The organism is Acutalibacter sp. 1XD8-33 (assembly GCF_003612555.1).
Lineage (GTDB): Bacteria > Bacillota > Clostridia > Oscillospirales > Acutalibacteraceae > Acutalibacter.
In genome coordinates this window covers 75,308-95,231 of record NZ_RAZF01000006.1, presented here as the reverse complement: position 1 = coordinate 95,231, position 19,924 = coordinate 75,308, and the positions used below count along the sequence as shown (strand labels likewise).

Here is a 19,924-nt window from a genome sequence, read left to right as displayed (position 1 = left end):
AGGACGCGATAGCAATGGCTGAAATCGTTAAGAAAGCAACCCGAGAGAGCTTTGGTGAGGCTCTGGTGGAGCTGGGCGCGGAAAACCCGGATATTGTGGTGCTGGTAGCCGATCTGGCTGACGCCACCAAGGTGGAGAACTTCGGCAAGGCCTACCCCGACCGGTTCATCGAGTGCGGCATTGCCGAGGGAAACATGGTGGGCGTGGCCGCCGGGCTAGCCTCCTGCGGGAAGATCCCCTTCGCCACCTCCTTCGCCATGTTCTCGGCGGGGCGGGCCTTCGAGCAGGTGCGCAATTCCGTGGGGTATCCCCATCTGAACGTGAAGATCGTGGGCTCCCACGCAGGCATCTCCGTGGGCGAGGACGGGGCCACCCATCAGTGCTGCGAGGATATCGCCCTCATGCGCTCCATCCCCGGCATGGTGGTGCTGAACCCCGCCGACCACTACGAGATGAAGGCCGCCGTGAAGGCCGCTGTGGAGTACCAGGGCCCGGTTTATATCCGCCTGGGCCGTCTAGCGGTGGAGAGCTGCAACAACAACGATGACTACGGATTCGAGATCGGCAAAGGCATCACCCTGCGGGAGGGCGGCGACGTGACGGTCATCGCCACCGGACTGATGGTGGGCGAGGCTGTTAAGGCCGTGGACGCCCTGGCCGGAGAGGGGATCCACGCCCGGCTCATCGACATGCACACGATCAAGCCCCTGGACCGGGACCTGGTGGTCAAAGCTGCCAAAGAAACCGGCCGTATCGTCACCGTGGAAGAGCATAATATCATCGGCGGGCTGGGTGAAGCCGTTGCCTCCTGCCTGTGCGAAGAGTGCCCCGCGCCCCTCACCCGCATGGGCGTGCAGGACGTGTTTGGCCACTCCGGTCCGGCGGTAGATCTGCTGAAGGAATTCGGCCTGTGCGCCGAGGGGATTCAGTCTACAGTGAAAAAGGTGCTGGGCAAGTGACGGCCGAGCTCCTCATCCGGGACGCTGTGCCCGGGGACGCCCCAGCCCTCACCCGGCTGAACGCCGTGGCCATGGGCTACGACTACCCGGAGGACAGGACCCGGCGCAAGTTGGAAAAGCTGCTGGAATCCGGCCGGGACAAAATCCTGGTGGCGGAGCGGGAGGGCCAGGTGGTGGGATATCTCCACCTGGTGGACTACGACGTATTGTACGCGGACCACATGAAGAACATCATGGGCATCGCGGTGGACCCCGGTTGCCGCCGTCAGGGCATCGGCCGGGCTCTGCTGGAAGCCGGAGAGACCTGGGCCAAGGAGCAAGACGCGGATGGCATCCGGCTGGTATCCGGAGAGAGCCGCAAGGGCGCCCATGCATTTTACCGTGCTCTGGGCTATGAGGGCAATAAAATGCAGCTCAATCTAAAAAAGACATTCTAACCGTCAAAGGTCTAGAGTCTGTATAAAAACCGGAGCCACCTTCTCTGTGGGCTCCGGTTTTTATGGTTTTTCGATTTTCCAAACGAGCCTAGAGTCTGTGTTGTAGTAAGCGCGGTTTAATCTATTCGGGTCAACCGCACAGCCATATATTCCTTTCCAGGCAGACGTACACGGAACTTTCCAGCATAGGTTCCCCCATCTGTCACCGTCATCTCCCAGGTGTCGATGATCTCCACCTTCCAGCTACCTTCCGGCTTAATAAAATCTCGGAAGCTAGGACGGCCAAAGCCATAATAGTGGATCTCATATCCCCCGTTGCCAGTGATGAAAGAAGCCGGATTATCCGATATGCCCACTGTCTCATCGAAGCTACCTTGGCCAAGCCGCAGTCCATAGCCCGGGGTTTCCTCCAGAATTTTGTGCAGGAACCGGATCCGGGCCGGGCTCTCGCCACGGAGAGGGCCGCCATGGCTCCACCAGAGGATGTCATTTTCTTCATCCACAAAAGTTTCTCCATGGCCCGCATAGCCTCCCCGCATAGCGGCCTCCCAAAAACGCCGGGTCAGCTCCTGGCCAGAGATATTCCCCCACCCCATGTCAATATTGCCTTCATAGGAAATCTCGTCCCAGACGATGGGTTTGCCCCAGCGCACGCGGTATTCGTCTGTAAATTCCACATGGCGGTACAGATCCTGCCTTTGCAGGCTGCAATGCGTAACCCAGGGACGGCTATGGTCATAAAAAGCCATGCAATTATGAATGCTCCGCAGATGGCGGTAGGGATCTTTCTCACAGAGAATGCGAGCGTACCGTTCCCAATCTTCCAGTTTTTTCTGGAACAGCAGATCATATTCATTGGCCAGGCTCCACCATACATTGCGGTAAGCGGCAAAGCGGGCTACCACATAATTCCAGTAGAGATCATCCTGTTCCGACGTCATGGCAGAGAAGCCCCACCGGTCATAGGGGTGCATGACAATAATATCCGCCTCAATCCCCCGGTCCATCAGCTCCACAATGCACCGCTCTATCCGCCGGAAATGTTCCGGCTGGAAGCGGGTAAAGTCCCAATGGTTCCCCTCAAATCCCACCTGATAGGAAAAGTTCTCTTCACACAGATCAGAATTATCCACCGGCGTACCCTCATACGGAAAAGTTTCCGGATCCCGGAAATTGTGAATATAATGCTTGGGAAACACGCAGAAGCGCATTTTGTTGAAGTATCCTTTGTCAAGCTCCTCCAGGGTTTGCCGGTGAACCTCTTCCGGCTGGTGGGCCCAGGCATAACAGGTGGTTCCCACAGAATAGTAGGGTTTCGTATCCTCATAGGCAAAGTGGAATTGGTTCACCACCCGCACCGGGCCATGGTTGTCCTCAGCCGGCGCGGTGACGGTAAACGTTCCGCTGACAGATTCGCCAAAGCTGCCGGCCATCTCATAGATATACTCGCCCTCAAAGCTGGGCATGAATCGAGCCCTATAGATGCCGCCGCCATCATAGAAGCCGTCCACGATAACCGTCTCATTTTTTCCGCGAAAGGTGGCGGTACAGGTGTAGTCTGTGAAGGGATTCCCCTCGGTCCTGCCGGGGGCGCTGATTTCCAGCATTCCCCATTTCTCTATCGTTTGCATAAGAATTCTCCTTAGATTTTCCATGATGTGCCTTGCGGCAGAGTCCTCTCTGACCCGCTCATACACTTCCGAAGCAGGCAGATAGCGTGTCCGCCGGCCTTGTTCTCCATCAGTGAAGATGTCATTCCCGCGAACTAAAGAGCCAGCCGCCCAGGCTTTCGCGCCCGCAACGGCTGGTTTTTCCCATATAATTTTTTAGATTATCCGTTATTCACAGCTTCCCGAAGGGCCTCTGTGCGGTTAACACGCTCCCAGGTCACATCCAGGTCCTCCCGGCCCATATGGCCATAGGCGGCCAACTGGCGATAAATGGGTCGGCGCAGGTCCAGCTCCTTGATAATGGCCGTAGGCCGCAGATCGAATACCTTCTTTACCGCCTCAGCCAAAGCCTCGTCGCTTACCGTACCCGTGCCGAAGGAATCCACCATCACGGAAACCGGACGGGCCACGCCGATGGCATAGGCCAGCTCCACCTCGGCCTTGCGGGCCAGGCCGGCCGCCACAATGTTCTTGGCAACCCAGCGGGCCGCATAAGCCGCGGAACGGTCCACCTTGGTGGGATCTTTGCCGGAGAAAGCCCCGCCGCCATGGCGTCCATAGCCGCCATAAGTATCCACAATGATCTTCCGGCCGGTAAGGCCACTGTCGCCTACCGGGCCGCCCACCACAAAACGTCCGGTAGGATTGATGTAAATGCGGGTCTGGCTGTCCACCAGTTCAGAAGGGATCACCGGCTTGATCACATACTTGATCATATCCTTCTTCAGCCGGTCCAGCTTTACGTTCTCATCGTGCTGGGTGGAAATTACAATGGCGTCAATGCGCTTCACCTGGTCACCGTCATACTCCACAGTTACCTGGGTCTTGCCGTCCGGGCGCAGATACTTCAGGGTGCCGTCCTTGCGCACATGGGCCAGCTGCTTCGCCAGCTTGTGGGAAAAGGCGATGGCCATGGGCATATACTCCGGCGTCTCATCGCAGGCAAACCCAAACATCATGCCCTGGTCCCCCGCGCCAATGAGGCTGTTCTCGTCGGTCTCGCCGTTCTTGGCCTCCTGGGACTCGTTGACCCCCATGGCAATATCGGGAGACTGGGCGTCAATGGAGGTGAGCACACCGCAGGTATTTCCGTCAAAGCCGCATTCCGGGTTGTCGTAGCCGATCTCCTTCACCACATCCCGGGCGATGCTGGCGATGTCCACATAGCATTTGGTGGAGATCTCTCCCATCACATGGATCACGCCGGTGGTAGCGGTGGTTTCGCAGGCCACATGGGCGTTGGGGTCCTGGCTGATGATGGCGTCCAGGACGGCGTCGGAGATCTGGTCGCAGACCTTATCGGGATGGCCTTCGGTGACGGACTCGGAAGTGAACAATTTCATAGAGCAAACCCCTTTCCTAGTTGTCCAGGATAAATCCCCCTGATTTTTTGATGGAATTAAGAAAGGACCGCTCGAAAAACGAGGGTCCTTTCTGCGCCTCATCTTTCGGGAGAGCCCGCGCGGCTTTCCGCCGTCAACGCGCTCGTATTCCGCAGGAATTAGCACCTTGCAGCGATCCTCTCGCTACAGGTTGCCGGGCATCACAGGGCCTGTCCCTCCGCCGCTCTTGATAAGGATTTATTCTGTTTTTCTATATTGTAGCACCAGTCAGACGGTTTGTCAACCATTTACGAAGAATTTCCCGGCTGAAAGGGGCGGCTGTTTGTAAACCCGAAAGTTATAGCTGCTGAAAAAACGCTTTTAACTCTGCCTTGCAGCGGTCGTCAAGTTGTTTCATCTCAACACCACGGATTACTGCTTCCAGATGATAGAGGATAACTACACAAGTATTGGGGTACAACTCCTTGAGCCGAAGAACAGCTCGTTTACTTCCAAGTGTCGTTAATTCCTCTGCGGAATGAACCCCTACCGAGTGGAGTTTCTTTTCCATAGTCTTACCTAATCCCAAAGATGTGACTGCTGACATATGTTCTCCTTCGCATTCGCCGCCAATTGATAAAAACTCCCATTCGCCATTCCAGTGACAACATGGGCGCGGGCCAGACTCATTCCTCAGCCGGCCTCCCCAAATGCCTCTCCACAACCTCCCTCAGCTCCTGGAAAACGGCGGGGCTTCCCGCCATCACCAGCATAGGCTTCTCATAGCCCAGGGCTCCGCCGCCCAGCGTGCCGGACAGAGCCCCGGCTTCCCGCAGAATGACGGTGGCGGCGCAGTAGTCCCAGGGGGAAAGGATAGACTCGAAAAAGCCGTCGCACCGGCCGGCGGCCACATGGCACAGATCCAACGCGGCGGAACCGGAGCGGCGCAGGTCCCCGCAGCGGAGGAAAAGCTCCCGGATAGCCCCAAAGGTGGGCTCCGCCAGCTCCCGGTAATAAGGAGATGTGCCAAAAGCGATCAGGGCATTCTCCATGGGAACCTCTGCCGCCCGGATGGGCTCTCCTTGACAGAATGCCCCCTCCCCCTTCATGGCGGAGAACATCTCCCCGGCCCATATGTCATACACCAGCCCCAGCACGCCTTCGCCATCCCGCACAAGCCCCACGGAAATGGAGCAGGGACGGTATCCCCGCATGAAATTTGTCGTACCGTCAATGGGATCGATAATCCAGTTGTATCCAGGACGCAGAGCATTTTTCTCTTGTTCTTCGGCAAAAAAATGCGCCTCTGGCAGCAGATAGGTCAACTTCTCCACCAGATAATCCTGAGCGGCCAGATCCGCCTCCGTGACAAAATTGGCGTGTCCCTCCTTGGTGTATACCTTGGGATGCTGTAGGCTGCAGACCAGATCCCCTGCCTCCCGAACGACCTTTTCCGCCTCTCCGGCCAATTTTTTCAGTTCCATTCTATTTTCCTCCCTCTTTCTTTTTCCGCTCTTCTTCCCGATGGACCCGCTTCCATTCCTGGATCTGCCGCAGGCGTTCGGTATACCGGGCTTCGCTGCCCTGGCTGGTAGGCCGGTAGTATCTCCGCTCCTTCAAAGAATCTGGCAGGCACTGCATGGTGGTCAGCTTGGACTCATAGTCATGAGCGTACTGATAGCCCTTGCCGTAGTCCAGTTCTTTCATGAGTTTTGTGGGCGCGTTGCGGATCACCAGGGGCACGGGCTCCGCCAGCATTTTCTGGGCGTCGGCGGCCGCCTCCATATAGCCCGCGTCCAGGGCGTTGGACTTGGGCGCCAGAGACAGGTATACCGCCGCGTGGGTCAGATTCACTGAGCACTCCGGCATCCCAATAAAATGGCTGGCCTGATAGGCGGCGACTGCTACCTCCAGAGCCCGGCTGTCCGCCATGCCCACATCCTCGCTGGCAAAGCGGATCATCCGTCTGGCCACATAAAGGGGATCCTCTCCCGCTTCCAGCATCCGGGCCAGCCAATAAATAGCCGCGTCCGGGTCGCTGTTGCGCATGGATTTATGCAGGGCGGAGATCAGGTTATAGTGTTCCTCGCCGTTTTTGTCATAGAGCAGGGATTTCCTGTTAACGCACTGTTCCAGAATCTCCTCCGTTACCGTGACCTGCCCGTCCTGCCGGGGGGCGTTGAGCACCACCATCTCCAGAGTTCCCAAAGCGGAGCGGGCATCGCCGTTGGCAAAATTGGCCAGCATTTCCAGCATTTCTCCCGAAATCTGCACATTCTGCCCGCCAAAGCCTCGAGGGTCAGCCAAGGTACGCTGGAGCAGGCCAGTCAGGTCCTCTGTGGTAAGGGCCTGAAGCACGAAAACCTTGCATCGTGACAAAAGGGCCGAGTTCACTTCAAAAGAAGGATTCTCCGTAGTGGCGCCAATCAGAACGATGCTCCCCCGCTCCACAAAAGGCAGAAAGGCGTCCTGTTGAGCCTTGTTAAAGCGGTGGATCTCGTCTACAAAGAGGATGGTGCGGTCCCCCAGAAGCCGGGTGCGCTCCGCCTGGTTCATCACCTCTTTGATCTCCTTAATGCCACTGGTTACCGCGCTGAAATTGATAAAATTCGATTGAGTGCGCCCCGCGATAATCCGGGCCAGGGTAGTTTTTCCCACTCCTGGAGGCCCCCAGAAAATCATGGAAGGAACCCGGTCCTGATCTATCATCTGGCGCAGCACTTTTCCCTGCCCCAGAAGATGCTTCTGGCCTACAAATTCCTCCAAATTCTCCGGGCGCATCCGTGTAGCCAGGGGAATATCTGCCTGGCCGCCTTCAAAAAGCGTCTGCTGTCTCACTGTCTGCCCTCCTGAACTGTTTTACTGTTTATGTGCAGATTTTGATGTTGCATATCCGTTTTCTCTCCCTCCCTGGCCTCCTTCCGGTAGCTGCTGGGGGAACGTCCGGTCCGCAGCCGGAACACCTTGGCAAAATAGGAGGGGTCCGAAAACCCCGCCGCCTCCGCAGCTTGGGACACCGAATATCCCTCCTGAAGAAAGGCCAAGCTGCGGCCCACCCGGTAATCCAGAAGGTACTCAAAAGGCGAAACCCGCATCTGCCGCTTAAAAAACCGGCAACACTCGCTTTTACACAGCCCCACATGCCGGGACAAAGCCTCCAGGGTAACGCGTTCCGCATAATGTTCATGCAGAAAAGCCAGCATCGCCCGCAGGCGCTTCAATTTCTCCGGGTCCTCCGAAGGGGCGCTTTCCGCCTGTTCCGCACAGTTGGCATAGACCTCCCGCCAGATTTCCCAGAACAGAATCTGCACATCCAGCTCGTAAAGCGCTGGTTTTTCCATACACATTTGATAGACGCGCTGAATATCTTCTAGGACAGCTTTCTGCCAGGAAATCAGCGGAGACAGCTTGAACGAGGCCAAAGCGCCGACAAGCGGATACACATATTTCGTGCCCACAGTGCTACCATCAAATCCCGCCAGCAGCCTGGGGTGGAAGGTGATGGAGATATAGTCACAGTCCCCTTGCATTCTGCGCCCAAAATGCAGAGCCTCGGAATTGCAGAAAAGTCCCTGCCCCTCCTGAAGCCTGTAGCAGCTGTCGTTTACCCGGTACTCCATCTCTCCGGAAACGACCAGTGTGAGCTCTATCTCATCGTGCCAGTGCCATGGAAAAAAGCCGGTAGGGTAGGAAGATATGCATTTTCTGTCCACATAGACGGGAAATCCATAGGTGCCGTGGAGCTTTAATTCCCGATTCTGGCCATCCCTGCTCAGTTCCATCACCGTCACTCCCTCTTCTCCCATTATACGGGAATTACTCCGGAAAAGCAAGAGAGAACTGAGCGGGAAGAATATGCAGAAATGTGAATTGATTTTTCGGTACAAATTTGCTATACTATAAGGAAAATTCCATTTATCATGCAGATACGGAGGCCATTCATGCGAAGCTATGACTATTCTTTTTTGTCCGCTCTTTCTCTGCCAGAAGGCCTGTCCAGCCTGCTGGCCGCTCTAAAATCTCCCAGTGGTCCCTTTGGTCATAAAGCTGCCTGGAAACCAGAGATTCCTCAAGAATTTGACCATCTGGCAAGAACTTCCTCAACGGAAAAAAGCCAGGACCTCTCCTTGGCCTTTTCTGCATATACACAGGCCCTTGCCCATAAGGGCGAACCCCTTTTATCAGCTCCCTGCCTTGTGTTGGACATCCTCTGCATAAATCCGCTGCCCCTAGAAAAGGGCGCGCTACTGGGCGGGGCTCTGCTGAAAAACTCCGGATACCCTGGAATTGAAGCCTCCCCACTGGGAAAAACCGCGCAGCGGTTCGGCTTTTTTTTCCAACGGGCTCTGGAACGCTCCCAAATACATTGGGCGGAGAATGGCAACGACTATCTGCCCTTCCTGGAGATGTTCTTAGCTGTGATATATTTAAGCATCCAAGAAAACGGTCCAGCCAACAGGCGATCCACAGGAAAAAAGCTGACCAAACGCGTTCAGATTGAAACCTTCGTTCTGGAAAGCGCAACGGCAGTTTCCAAAGCGGAAATCTGTGCGGCCCTGCCTCAGGTAAGCCCCACAACAGTGGAAGCCGTCTTAGGCAGCATGGTGCGGGAACGGGCAATCATCAGAATCGGCGGCGGAAGAGGAACACGGTATCTCTCCGCGGCTCATTCCCTTCCGTCCCAGCAATAAGTGCACAAGCGGCACTTGTTGATTCCCACGGATTCCACCATATCATCCAGCCTATGGTACCGCAGAGAGGTAAAGTTCAGCTTTCTGCATATAGTGTCTATCATAGCCTGATATTCCGGCGTTTCGGGATCGGAATACTTTTCCAGGTTCTCCGGCTGGTTCGTGCCCTCCAGCTCTTGGATCACCCGGCGGGAAATCAGATCATCCAAAGAGGCTGAGCGGGAAAAATTCAGGTACTTGCATCCGTAAAGAGGCGGCGGACAAGCCGGACGCACATGGACTTCCTTTGCCCCGCTGCGATAGAGAAAATCCGTTGTCTCCCGCAGTTGGGTGCCCCGGACGATGGAATCATCGATCAGAAGCAGGCTGCGGCCATCGATAAGCCCGTGGACCGGGATGAGCTTCATATGAGCAATCAAATTCCGCTGGCTCTGTATCGTCGGCATAAAAGACCGGGGCCATGTGGGCGTATATTTGATAAAGGGCCGGGAAAACGGGATCCCGGAGGCATTGGCGTAGCCCACGGCATGGGCTGTGCCGGAATCAGGCACCCCTGCCACATTGTCCGGGCCGTTGCCCGGGGTAAAGCCGTCCCGGCCGGCTAAAATGGCCCCGCAGTGGTAGCGCATCTCCTCTACGCTAACCCCTTCATAAGAAGAAGAGGGGTAACCATAATACACCCAGAGAAATGTGCAGATTTTCATATCCTTGCCGGGAGCGGCCAGAGTTTGGATCCCCTCTGGCGTAACGGCAGCAATTTCCCCCGGCCCCAGCTCCCGCTCTGTAGTATAGCCCAGATTCAAATAGGCGAAGCTCTCAAAAGAGCAACAATACGCCCCTTCCTTTTTCCCAACGGAAACCGGCGTGCGGCCCAACCGGTCCCGAGCGGCAACCAGCCCACGGGGCGTCAGCAGCAGAAGAGACATTGAGCCGTCGATTTTTTTCTGCGCGTATTGGATTCCTTCTATCAGATTGGGTTTCTGATTAATCAGCGCGGCCGCCAGCTCCGTAGCGTTTATGTCGCCGCCGCTCATCTCCATGAAATGGGAATGACCGCTGGCAAATACTTCTTTCAGCAGTTCCTCCGTATTGTTGATTTTTCCCACGGTGACAATGGCATAAGCCCCGTGGTGAGAGCGCACAATAAGGGGCTGAGGCTCGTAATCTGAAATACAGCCAATTCCCAGCTGGCCCTGCATTTCTGAAACATCCTTGTCAAATTTGGTACGGAAAGGCGAGTTCTCAATGTTATGAATAGCTCGGTCAAAGCCCTTTTTTCTGTCATACACCGCCATGCCCGCCCGCCGGGTGCCTAGGTGGGAATGATAATCTGTGCCAAAAAACAGATCGAAAACGCAATCTTCTTTTGCCGCGACCCCAAAATAACCGCCCATATTCCTCTTCTACCTTCCCGTCTCTAAAATTTCCGCCTTCTCAAAAATATGCACATCTTGCTATATTCATTATAGCACGGTTTGCTTTAGAACGCCAGACCAAAAATAAAAAATTGCAAAGCCCCATTGTTTTGGGCTTGCCTCTCTTTTAGGTTGCACAGAAACACGGAAACTCCGGCTCTGAAATCGTATAAAACATAAAAAATGCAAGATCTAAAAAATAAACTTGCATTTTCTTGCGAAACATAGTAAAATAAAAAAGGTTTTACCGCTGAAAATGAGAATTCGATTGATCTGATGATTCATAGGAGATGTTTGAATGAAACTTACCTCTACCGCTTCCAGAAAATTAGCCGCCCTATCCCTTGACGAAATCAAGGAAGCACAGCAAGAAGCCTCCCGGCAGTTTGAGGAATTCAAGGCCCGGGGGCTTTCCCTGAATATGGCCCGAGGCAAGCCCTGTGTAGAGCAACTGGACCTGGCCCTTGGCGTATTGGAGGCCCTCCACGCCAGAAGTGAGTTCGCCAACTCCAACGGCGACGACTGCCGGAACTACGGCGTATGGAACGGCCTGCCGGAAATGCGGGCAATCTTTGGCGAACTGTTGGGCATCCCCGACGACCTGATCATCCTGGGAAACAATTCCAGCCTGCAGATGATGTTCGACTGCATCTCCCAGGGATACACCCACGGTTATAGCGGCTGCGAGCCTTGGTGCAGGCAAGGGGATGTAAAATTCCTGTGCCCGGCTCCCGGATATGACAGGCATTTTGCCGTGACAGAATATTTCGGAATCCAGATGATTCCCGTCCCCATGCTGAAAACCGGCCCGGACATGGACTTGATTGAGCGTCTGGTACAGGATGAAACCGTGAAGGGCTGCTGGTGCGTGCCCAAGTATTCCAATCCCACCGGCGTGACCTTCTCCGATGAAACGGTGCGGCGTTTTGCCCGGCTGAAGCCCGCCGCCAAGGATTTCCGCATTATGTGGGATAACGCCTACTGCGTCCACGATCTGACCGACGAGCCCGACCAGCTGCTGAATATCTATGAAGAATGCCTGAAACATGGCACGGAAGATCAGGTTCTGATCTTTGCCTCAACCTCCAAAATTTCCTTCCCTGGTGCAGGCGTAGCGGCCCTGGCGGCCAGTAAACGGAATATTGACGACCTGAAGCTCCGCACCACTGTGCAAACTATTGGCTCGGATAAGTTGAATCAACTGCGCCATGTGCTGTTCCTCCACGACGCCGATGGGGTTCGCAGCCTGATGAAGGGCCACCGCCGGATTCTGGAGCCCAAATTCCACATTGTTCTGGACGCGCTGGAGCAGGAGCTGGGAGGCCTAGGTATTGCCCGGTGGAGCCATCCTCACGGCGGTTATTTTGTCAATCTGGACGTAATGAACGGCTGCGCCCGGCAGGTAGTGGCCCTGTGCAAGGAGGCTGGCGTGGTGCTTACGGATGCGGGAGCCACTTTCCCCTATGGCGCCGACCCCAATGACAGCAATATCCGTATCGCCCCCTCTTTCCCTCCGGAAGAAGAACTGCGGGAAGCCATGGAGCTGTTGTGCATCGCGGTCCGCTTGGCCGCAACAGAAAAGCTCCTCTACGAGAGGGCGGAGTAATAAGACCTTGGGGTTGTCTTAGCTGCCGCTTCGGTCTGCGACGGGAAATCGCCACCGGCGATTGTCGCCCTCAAGGTCTTGCCGTAGCCGCGGGGAAGACTACCAGTGGCAATCGTTCTGATCCGGCCGAGTCGGCAGACAAGACTCTTTGCGGCGAAAGCCACACAGCATTATACATGAATCCACCTGGAGAAGCCCGCGCCGGCAAAAGGCCCCCTCCAGGTGGATTTCTACTCTCCCTTGTCAGTCGTAATCTTCTAAAATACTCTTTGCCTCATTCAGGCTCTCCGCCCAAATTCCTTTGCGCAGCAGTTCGATATCCGCCTGAGGCAGCAAATACACTTGGGCATCGGCGGTAAGCACCGGCAGGGTTTTCCCCTCTTGGAACACCCCGATTCGGCCTTTATACAATGTCACCAGATATCCCTTTTTCGGAAGGTTTTCTTCGGTTTCGCTGTTTTCTTGACTTGAAGCGGGCTTTGGGGTATAATAAGCCATATCAGGCTCTTGAAGTGTGGCTACCGGCTGGCCCTGAGCCGCAACGGTGCTCTTCTTTTTTAGGGAAATCATCGCTGCGGTAATCACCAAAGCCGTAATCGTAACGATCAACAGAATCAGGGTGTACGCCTTATACTTTTTGTGGGTCATAGTCAGCCGCCTTTCTACAAATGCTGTCTGTGTTGTTTAAAAGGGAATCTGTCCTAGTATGGGCATGTTTCCGGCAAATTATGCCAGCGGCGTTTTCCTTACTTGGGAAAGCCTTCGCGGGCCCGCCTAATTTTTTGATCCGGAGGAACCGCCAGTGAGAAAAGAAGATATCAACAAATACACCACCACCGCCATGAAAGTTCCCAGCCAGCACACCGAAGGGGAATTCACCAAGTCCGCCGGAGCCACGGTGGGAACCATCGGCGGCATGTTCTTCAAAGCGCTGAAAACGATCTTTTGGGTGGCGGCCATCACCGGACTGCTGGTGTTTTTGGCGGTAGCCTCCTATATCCTCAGTTTCCGCAATATTGAGCCGCCGGATATCAATTCTGTAAGCCTGAACTACTCCAGCACCATTATGCTGGACAACCCCGACGGCAGTTCCACCGAGTATCTCACCATTTTTAAAAACGAGAACCGGATCTGGATGCCCCTGACGGAGATTCCCGACTATATGCGCACCGCCCAGGTGGCCATTGAGGACCACCGGTTCTACCAGCACAAGGGAGTGGACTGGAAGGGCACCGCCGGCGCCGTGCTGCATCTGCTCACCGGCCAGCCCGGCCGGGGTGGCTCCACGCTGACCCAGCAGCTCATTAAAAACATCACCAAAGAGAACCAATACAGCGTCATGCGCAAGGTGAAGGAAATCTTCACCGCTCTGAATCTGGAAAAAGACAAAGCCACCAAGGATCAGATTCTGGAGGCCTATTTAAATATCGTCAACTATGGCGGCATGTGTCAGGGTGTGGAGGCCGCCGCCCAGTGCTATTTCGAAAAGAGCATTACCGAGTGCGATCTGGCCGAGTGCGCTCTGATCGCCGGCATCACCCAGAATCCCTATCAGTACAATCCTTTGATCTTCCCGGAGCAGAGCAAGGAGAAGGCTGAGGTTGTGCTGGACCGGATGCTGGAACTCTCGGAGAGCGGCGAGCTGGACACCCGGCACCTCACCGCCATCACCCGTGCGGAGCGCGACGCGGCCAAGGCCGAGCTGGCTACCATGGATTTCGTGGGCGCGGATGTGGCAGAAGAGGACAGCAACGCCAACCAGGATGCCAAAAAGTGGAACTGGTATATCGACTATATGTTCAACCAGCTGGTCGAGGACCTGATGGAACGATACAGCTATTCTGAAGATTACGCCCTGTGGCTGATCAACAACGGCGGACTGACCATCCACTGCGCCATGAACTATGACCTGCAAACCGATCTGGAAAATTATTTTCTCACCAACACGGACATGCTCCCCTATGACGAGGACATTGACCTGGGATTCTTCATGATGGATCCTTACACCGGCCAGGTGCTGGCCACCATTGGCAGCCGGTATGAGCGGAACGGCGTGCGGCTCTACAGCAACGCTACCGACGCCAGCCGCCAGTGTGGCTCCTCCATGAAGGGCGTGGGCCCCTACGCGGTGGGCATCGCCAGCGGAGCCATCACCTACGGCTCGGTATTGAAAGACCAGCCCCTGCCTGACTACTTCGGCCCCGGCCAGCCCGGCCCCAAAAACTGGAACGGAAAATACAGCCAGTATATGTGCGTGGACAAAGCCCTGGAGATGTCCATGAACGCCCCGGCGGTGCAGCTGGCCAACACACTGACTCCCCAAGCCATTTATGACTGGTTGACCCAACCTCTGCATTTCAGCACCCTCTTGCCAGAGGACAATGATTTGGCTCCCATGGCTTTGGGTGGCCTGAGCTGGGGCGTCACTGTATCCGACATGACCGCGGGCTATCAGGTGTATGCCAACGGAGGCATTTATCACCGGCCTGCCACTTATTGGTATGTGAAGGACCACGACGGCAACGTAATTCTGGACAACCGGGACGACCCCGGCACCCAGGTGATGACCCCGGGCGCGGCCACCGTGATGAACAAGCTGCTGCAAAGAACCATCTACGGCCCCTCGGCCACCGGCGGATATCTGGCGGACCTGCCTGTGACCATCTACGGCAAGACCGGCACCACCGACGACGACTGCGACCTGTACTTCGTGGGGGCCACCCCCTTCTGCGTGGCGGGCATCTGGAATGGCTACACCTATAAACAGGAGCTGGGAGACGGCTCTATGCATCTGCGCACCTGGAAAACTGTAATGCAGCACCTGATCGACAACTACGACTGGTCTGGCAAGGAATGGGTGCTCAGCGACAATGTCTATCAGGCCACCTTCTGCCGGGGCAGCGGCAAATTGGCCGGCCCCAGTTGCTTTGACACGGCCACCGGCTGGTATGAGCAGGGCAACGCCCCGGATACCTGCAACGGCGGTTCAGACCACATTGCAGGGCCTTCTCCGTCCCCCTCTACTTCGCCGTCGCCATCGGTCTCGCCGTCGGTTTCCCCCTCTGTGTCTCCGTCCGTGTCGCCCTCTGCGGAGCCCAGCCCCAGCCCGGGCGAAACCCCCACCACCGAGCCTACCGACACCCCCGTGCCGCCTCCCGGGCCCACAGATTCTCCGGAACCGCCTATTTCCTTTAATCCCATCCCCACAGAGGATCCCACTACCCCGGAGCCCACGCCTACGGAGGACCCCGACAGCAGCTCGGATGTTGAGCAGTTCACCCCGGACGTACCGGCCGGATAACAGACAAAATAATGGAAGTTGACGCATAGAAATTTATCACACATATAAGGGAGTTGGATAAAATGGCGGATATCGCGGTTTTGGGCCACGGCGTGGTGGGTTCCGGCGTGCTGGAAGTGCTGCGCACCCATGTGGACAGCATTACCCGTCGGGCAAAAGAGGAAATTCATGTGAAATATATTCTGGACCTGCGAGAGTTTCCGGACCTGCCCTACGCGAATTCCTTTACGAAGGACTTCAACGTGATTCTGAAAGATGCAGATGTTAAAATTGTGGTGGAGTGCATGGGCGGCTTGGAGCCGGCTTTCACCTTCGCCAAGCAGTGCCTTTCCAATGGAAAATCTGTGGTCACCTCCAACAAAGAACTGGTGGCCGCCAAAGGCGCGGAGCTCCTGGCCCTGGCGCAAAGGAACAACCTGAATTTTCTCTTCGAGGCCAGCGTAGGCGGCGGCATTCCCATTATCCGGCCTATCAGCCAGTGTCTGGCCGCCAATGAGGTGGGGGAAATTGCGGGCATCCTCAACGGCACCACCAATTTCATCCTCACAAAGATGATCCGGGAGCAGATGGGCTTTGAGGAGGCCCTGAAAATGGCCCAGGAGCTGGGCTATGCCGAGCGGGACCCCTCCGCCGATGTGGAGGGCGCGGACGCATGCCGGAAGATCTGCATTCTGGCAAGTCTGGCCTTCGGCACCCATGTGTATCCGGAAAACGTCCACACCGAGGGCATCACGAAGATCACCCTGGGGGACGTGGCCTACGCCGGGGCCTGGGGGGGCGTCATCAAGCTCATCGGCCAGGTAAGCATGCTGGAGAGCGGAAAAATCGCCATCCTGGTGGCCCCCATGTTCATCCACCGGGACAGCCAGCTGGCTAACGTGGACGATGTGTTCAACGGCATTCTGGTCCGGGGGGACGCCACCGGCGATGTGGTTTTCTATGGCAAAGGCGCGGGCAAGCTGCCCACCGCCAGCGCTGTGGTAGCGGACGTGATCGACTGCGTGAAGCATTTCAAGGCACGAAAGTACCTTTTCTGGGAGGACGCCAAACCGGACTATGTGGAGCCCTTTGAGAAAATTCCCGGGGACTTCTTTGTGCATATTCAGAGCGGCGAAAATTCTGCGGAAGCCTTTGCCCAGGCGGAGGAGCTCTTCCCCGGCGCGTCTCGGATCATCCGGAAGGAGGAGGTTCCCGGCGAGGCAGGCTTCTGCGTAAACGGTATCACTCCCGAGGCCTTGGAAGAACGGCTGCGATCTCTAGAGCAAAAGGGCGTCGCTCTGCTGAACCGCATTAAAATTTCTGATTTTTAAGGGAGGATTGGGATGATACGCATCGACGTGCCTGCCACCAGCGCCAATTTGGGTTCGGGCTTCGACTCTCTGGGCATTGCTCTCACCATGAAAAACCGGGTATGGGTGGAGGAATACGACGGCCTGGAAATTTCTTGCACCGATGGGATGGATGTGCCGAAGGATGAGAGCAATCTTATTTTCTGGGCCGCCAGCCATCTCTATACCATTTGCGGCAAAAAGCTGCCGGGACTCAAAATTATTCAGGAAAACAACATACCCATGGCCCGAGGGCTGGGGAGCAGCTCCGCCTGCATTGTGGCGGGGATTCTGGCCGCCAACCGGTTTATGGGCAATCCCATGTCCAAAACAGACCTCATCAATCTAGCCGCGAAAATTGAAGGGCATCCGGACAACACCAGCCCTGCCCTCTCCGGAGGCTTGGTGGCCTCGGCCATGGAGGGCGAGCGGGTGTACAGCGTCAGCGTACCGGTAAGCGAGAAGATCCGCTTCGCTTTGATGATTCCTCCCTTCGAACTGAAAACCGAGAAGGCCCGAGCCGCCCTTCCCCAGCAGTATAGCCGGGAGGACGCGGTCTATAACCTGTCCCGCTCCGGCCTGATGACCGCCTCTCTATTCTCCGGAGAGCTGCATAATCTGCGGGTAGCGGTGCAGGACCGGATCCACCAGCCCTACCGCTCTGGCCTTATCGAGAACTATGACAATGTATTCCGCATGAGCTATGAGCTGGGTTCTCTGGGTACTTATGTGAGCGGCGCGGGACCCACCATCATCGCTATGATCGACGCGGAAAACGCCGGGGCTTTTGGCCGCAGCTGTATCTCCCACCTAGAGGACAAGGGCATTACCGGCTGGCGGGTGGAAATCCTCCAGGCGGACCAGGAGGGCGCCAAGGTGGTGATTGAGTGACGAGAAGGGATCTCTTGTCTGTGGCGCAGCTGGGGATCGACCTGCTGTTGACGGCTTCGGCCTTGGCGCTCTACTGGCAGTATCTGCGGTTCATGTATGAACTGACATTCATGAGCAACTTTCTGGCGGGCATTTTCTTCCTGGCGGCGGGAATCTATACGCTTCTGGGCAGGCGGGTCCCTCAGGTATGGTATCTTTGCTTTGCGGTGTTGCTGATTCTGGTCATGGGGACCTGCCTCATGTTCTCCGGCAATTTCAGCTTTTCCGGCGCGTTTCTGCTCCTGTACCTGATAGACCCTTTGCTTGTAACGGTATACTTTTTCCTTGCCGCCGATATGCGGGAGGTCCCCCTGAAATGGGTAACCGCCCCAGTCCTGATGCCTGGAGCATATCTGGCGTTCGCCCTGGTATTTGGGGCGGTTACAAAAACCACATCTATTTCTTCCTGGACTATGGGCGGGTGGGCGCGGCCTACACCGTTGGTTTCATTCTCGTAGCGGCGGCTGGCTTGCTGCTGATCAGCTGGCTACTCTGGTGGGGAAACCGCGCGCTGCAAAAGAAGCGGAAAATCTGACTGTAAAATGTTCCGGTTTTTCCCATAGGGCTGTGGAAATCACCGGAATTGCCCGGCCTTTCTTGACAGATATTTTATTTACCGCTATAATACGTGAAAACGACACGATACAGAGGGGTTGACTATGGCTTTAATCGTACAGAAATTCGGCGGGACCTCGGTCCGGGACGCCCAGCGCATCGACAATGTAGCAGACATCGTCACTTCCGCTTATAAAGACGGCAACGACGTGGTGGTAGTCGTCTCGGCCCAGGGAGATACCACCGACGACCTGATTGCCAAGGCCGCCGAGGTGAACCAGCGGCCCTCCAAGCGGGAGATGGATATGCTGCTCTCTTCTGGAGAGCAAATTTCTGCCTCGCTGCTCGCCATGGCTATTGAGCGCATGGGTTACCCTGTGGTCTCTCTGCTGGGCTGGCAGGCGGGGTTCAATACCACCAGCGACCACGGCAGCGCCCGCATCAAGAAGATCGATGCCTCCCGGGTGCGCAAAGAGCTGGATAAGCGCCGCATTGTGGTGATAGCCGGCTTCCAGGGGGTGAACCGTTACGGCGACGTGACAACCATTGGCCGGGGCGGCAGCGACACCAGCGCCGTGGCCTATGCCGCCGCCATGCACGCGGACTTGTGCCAGATCTACACCGACGTGGATGGCGTGTATACCGCCGACCCCCGGAAAATTCCCGGAGCGAAAAAGCTCTCCTGCATCACCTATGATGAAATGCTGGAGCTGGCGTCTTTGGGCGCCCAGGTGCTTCACAACCGTTCTGTGGAAATGGCAAAAAAATATAATATTGAGTTGGAGGTTCTTTCCAGCCTGACCAGGGCCAAGGGAACCATCGTAAAGGAGGAAAACAGCGTGGAACGTATGCTCATCAGCGGCGTGGCAAAGGACGACAACATCGCCCGCATTTCCATTATCGGCGTACCGGATAAGCCCGGTCTGGCCTTCAAGATTTTCTCAAAGCTGTCCTCAAAGGGCACCAATGTGGACATCATCTTACAGTCCATTGGCCGCAATGGCACCAAGGATATCAGTTTCACCGTAGAGAAGGACCGCATGGAGGATACCATCGAGCTGTTGAAGGAGTACACAGAAAAGCTGGGCGCTTCCAGCCTGGTGGCCGACGACAACGTGTCCAAGGTTTCCATTGTGGGCGCGGGCATGGAAAGCCATCCCGGCGTGGCGGCGGAGATGTTCGAGGCCCTGTTCAGCCGCAATGTAAACATACAGATGATCTCCACCAGCGAGATCAAGATTTCCGTGTTGGTACACAAGTCGGACAGCGACCGGGCGGTTGAGGCGATCCACCAGAAATTTTTTGAGTCATAAGAAGGCCGCTGTATGATGGGTCGACCATTCTGGGAAAAAACCTATGCAATCAAGACGTCTCCCCCTTTTCTAAGGCCCTAATAGTGAATATGGCTGGGGTTTTGTCTTTAAGCGGGTTATTGCCAGAAGCCCCTCTTCTATTTGAAAAATCTTCCGGACATATACGCCCTCAGGCTGTACAGAATAAGCCTGGGGGTGATTGTATGTTTCCGTATATGTGGGGCTCTATGCCGGTAGGCAGCATGGGAATTACCGCGGGAATTCTGCCCATGGACCTGCCGGGCTTTCATGATCTGCCGGAGGAAGTCCGGGCCGCCCTGGAAGAGCGCCAGAGTGAAATCCACAGCGAGGCGGATATGCGCCGGCTGGTAAACGAACTCATGCTGCGGCGATAAGC

Annotated in this window: 18 protein-coding genes and 1 riboswitch; of the genes, 10 read left to right on the top strand and 8 right to left on the bottom strand. The window is 55.9% G+C overall.

The features are described 5' to 3' along the window. The first annotated feature begins 14 nt into the window (after window positions 1-14). Both D7X94_RS06710 and D7X94_RS06705 read left to right on the top strand, forming a co-directional pair. Complete coding sequence (locus D7X94_RS06710) at window positions 15-959, top strand: transketolase family protein (protein ID WP_120426956.1); 945 nt, start codon at window positions 15-17, stop codon at window positions 957-959. Further along, a complete protein-coding gene (locus D7X94_RS06705; RefSeq protein ID WP_199715029.1) occupies window positions 956-1,396 on the top strand; it encodes a GNAT family N-acetyltransferase in 441 nt (146 codons plus the stop codon). Before D7X94_RS06710 ends, D7X94_RS06705 begins: the two co-directional genes overlap by 4 nt. 116 nt (window positions 1,397-1,512) lie before the next feature. Here D7X94_RS06705 and D7X94_RS06700 read toward each other — a convergent pair whose 3' ends face one another. The 6 genes from D7X94_RS06700 to D7X94_RS06675 form a co-directional block, all read right to left on the bottom strand. Continuing rightward, complete coding sequence (locus D7X94_RS06700) at window positions 1,513-3,027, bottom strand: DUF5605 domain-containing protein (protein ID WP_243111214.1); 1,515 nt, start codon at window positions 3,025-3,027, stop codon at window positions 1,513-1,515. A gap of 200 nt (window positions 3,028-3,227) precedes the next feature. Next, window positions 3,228-4,409: a methionine adenosyltransferase gene (gene metK / locus D7X94_RS06695; RefSeq protein WP_120426954.1), complete on the bottom strand. Its 1,182-nt coding sequence runs from the start codon at window positions 4,407-4,409 to the stop codon at window positions 3,228-3,230. A gap of 95 nt (window positions 4,410-4,504) precedes the next feature. Further along, window positions 4,505-4,645, bottom strand: a riboswitch (SAM riboswitch). Window positions 4,646-4,746: 101 nt separating this feature from the next. Then, window positions 4,747-4,995: a TfoX/Sxy family DNA transformation protein gene (locus D7X94_RS06690; protein ID WP_120426953.1), complete on the bottom strand. Its 249-nt coding sequence runs from the start codon at window positions 4,993-4,995 to the stop codon at window positions 4,747-4,749. Between the two features lie 79 nt (window positions 4,996-5,074). After that, window positions 5,075-5,872, bottom strand: coding sequence for an inositol monophosphatase family protein (locus D7X94_RS06685; protein ID WP_120426952.1), 798 nt, complete (start codon window positions 5,870-5,872; stop codon window positions 5,075-5,077). A 1-nt stretch (window position 5,873) separates the two neighbouring features. Further along, window positions 5,874-7,226, bottom strand: coding sequence for a replication-associated recombination protein A (locus tag D7X94_RS06680; protein ID WP_442857886.1), 1,353 nt, complete (start codon window positions 7,224-7,226; stop codon window positions 5,874-5,876). Next, window positions 7,223-8,170: an AraC family transcriptional regulator gene (locus D7X94_RS06675; protein ID WP_158590923.1), complete on the bottom strand. Its 948-nt coding sequence runs from the start codon at window positions 8,168-8,170 to the stop codon at window positions 7,223-7,225. The genes D7X94_RS06680 and D7X94_RS06675 overlap by 4 nt, the downstream gene beginning before the upstream one ends. 159 nt (window positions 8,171-8,329) lie before the next feature. Here D7X94_RS06675 and D7X94_RS06670 point away from each other — a divergent pair, with 159 nt between their 5' ends. After that, entirely contained in the window at window positions 8,330-9,079 is a 750-nt protein-coding gene (locus D7X94_RS06670; RefSeq protein ID WP_120426950.1) for a hypothetical protein, read from the top strand. Here D7X94_RS06670 and D7X94_RS06665 read toward each other — a convergent pair. Beyond that, window positions 9,055-10,473, bottom strand: a complete 1,419-nt coding sequence (locus tag D7X94_RS06665; RefSeq protein ID WP_120426949.1) for an amidophosphoribosyltransferase — start codon at window positions 10,471-10,473, stop codon at window positions 9,055-9,057. The genes D7X94_RS06670 and D7X94_RS06665 overlap by 25 nt on opposite strands. Before the next feature lie 319 nt (window positions 10,474-10,792). On the opposite strand from D7X94_RS06665, the gene D7X94_RS06660 reads away from it, so the two are divergent. Further along, window positions 10,793-12,100 (top strand): aminotransferase class I/II-fold pyridoxal phosphate-dependent enzyme, encoded by a 1,308-nt coding sequence (locus D7X94_RS06660; protein ID WP_120426948.1) that lies wholly within the window; start codon window positions 10,793-10,795, stop codon window positions 12,098-12,100. Window positions 12,101-12,343: 243 nt separating this feature from the next. Here the strand turns inward: D7X94_RS06660 and D7X94_RS06655 are convergent, their stop codons facing one another. Further along, window positions 12,344-12,748: a hypothetical protein gene (locus tag D7X94_RS06655; protein ID WP_120426947.1), complete on the bottom strand. Its 405-nt coding sequence runs from the start codon at window positions 12,746-12,748 to the stop codon at window positions 12,344-12,346. Window positions 12,749-12,902: 154 nt separating this feature from the next. Between D7X94_RS06655 and D7X94_RS06650 the strand changes: the two genes are divergently transcribed. The 6 genes from D7X94_RS06650 to D7X94_RS06625 all read left to right on the top strand — a co-directional run bounded on the left by D7X94_RS06650 (window position 12,903) and on the right by D7X94_RS06625 (window position 19,922). After that, window positions 12,903-15,401 (top strand): transglycosylase domain-containing protein, encoded by a 2,499-nt coding sequence (locus D7X94_RS06650; protein ID WP_120426946.1) that lies wholly within the window; start codon window positions 12,903-12,905, stop codon window positions 15,399-15,401. Window positions 15,402-15,463: 62 nt separating this feature from the next. Beyond that, window positions 15,464-16,711 (top strand): homoserine dehydrogenase, encoded by a 1,248-nt coding sequence (locus D7X94_RS06645; protein WP_120426945.1) that lies wholly within the window; start codon window positions 15,464-15,466, stop codon window positions 16,709-16,711. Window positions 16,712-16,723: 12 nt separating this feature from the next. Then, a complete protein-coding gene (gene thrB / locus D7X94_RS06640) occupies window positions 16,724-17,620 on the top strand; it encodes a homoserine kinase (protein ID WP_120426944.1) in 897 nt (298 codons plus the stop codon). Beyond that, window positions 17,617-18,117 (top strand): hypothetical protein, encoded by a 501-nt coding sequence (locus D7X94_RS06635; protein WP_147401674.1) that lies wholly within the window; start codon window positions 17,617-17,619, stop codon window positions 18,115-18,117. Before thrB ends, D7X94_RS06635 begins: the two co-directional genes overlap by 4 nt. A gap of 201 nt (window positions 18,118-18,318) precedes the next feature. Further along, window positions 18,319-19,527 carry an aspartate kinase gene (locus D7X94_RS06630; protein WP_120426942.1) on the top strand — a complete coding sequence of 403 codons (1,209 nt, stop codon included), beginning with the start codon at window positions 18,319-18,321 and terminating at the stop codon, window positions 19,525-19,527. A gap of 203 nt (window positions 19,528-19,730) precedes the next feature. Next, window positions 19,731-19,922: a hypothetical protein gene (locus D7X94_RS06625; RefSeq protein ID WP_120426941.1), complete on the top strand. Its 192-nt coding sequence runs from the start codon at window positions 19,731-19,733 to the stop codon at window positions 19,920-19,922. The last annotated feature ends 2 nt before the right edge of the window (window positions 19,923-19,924 follow it).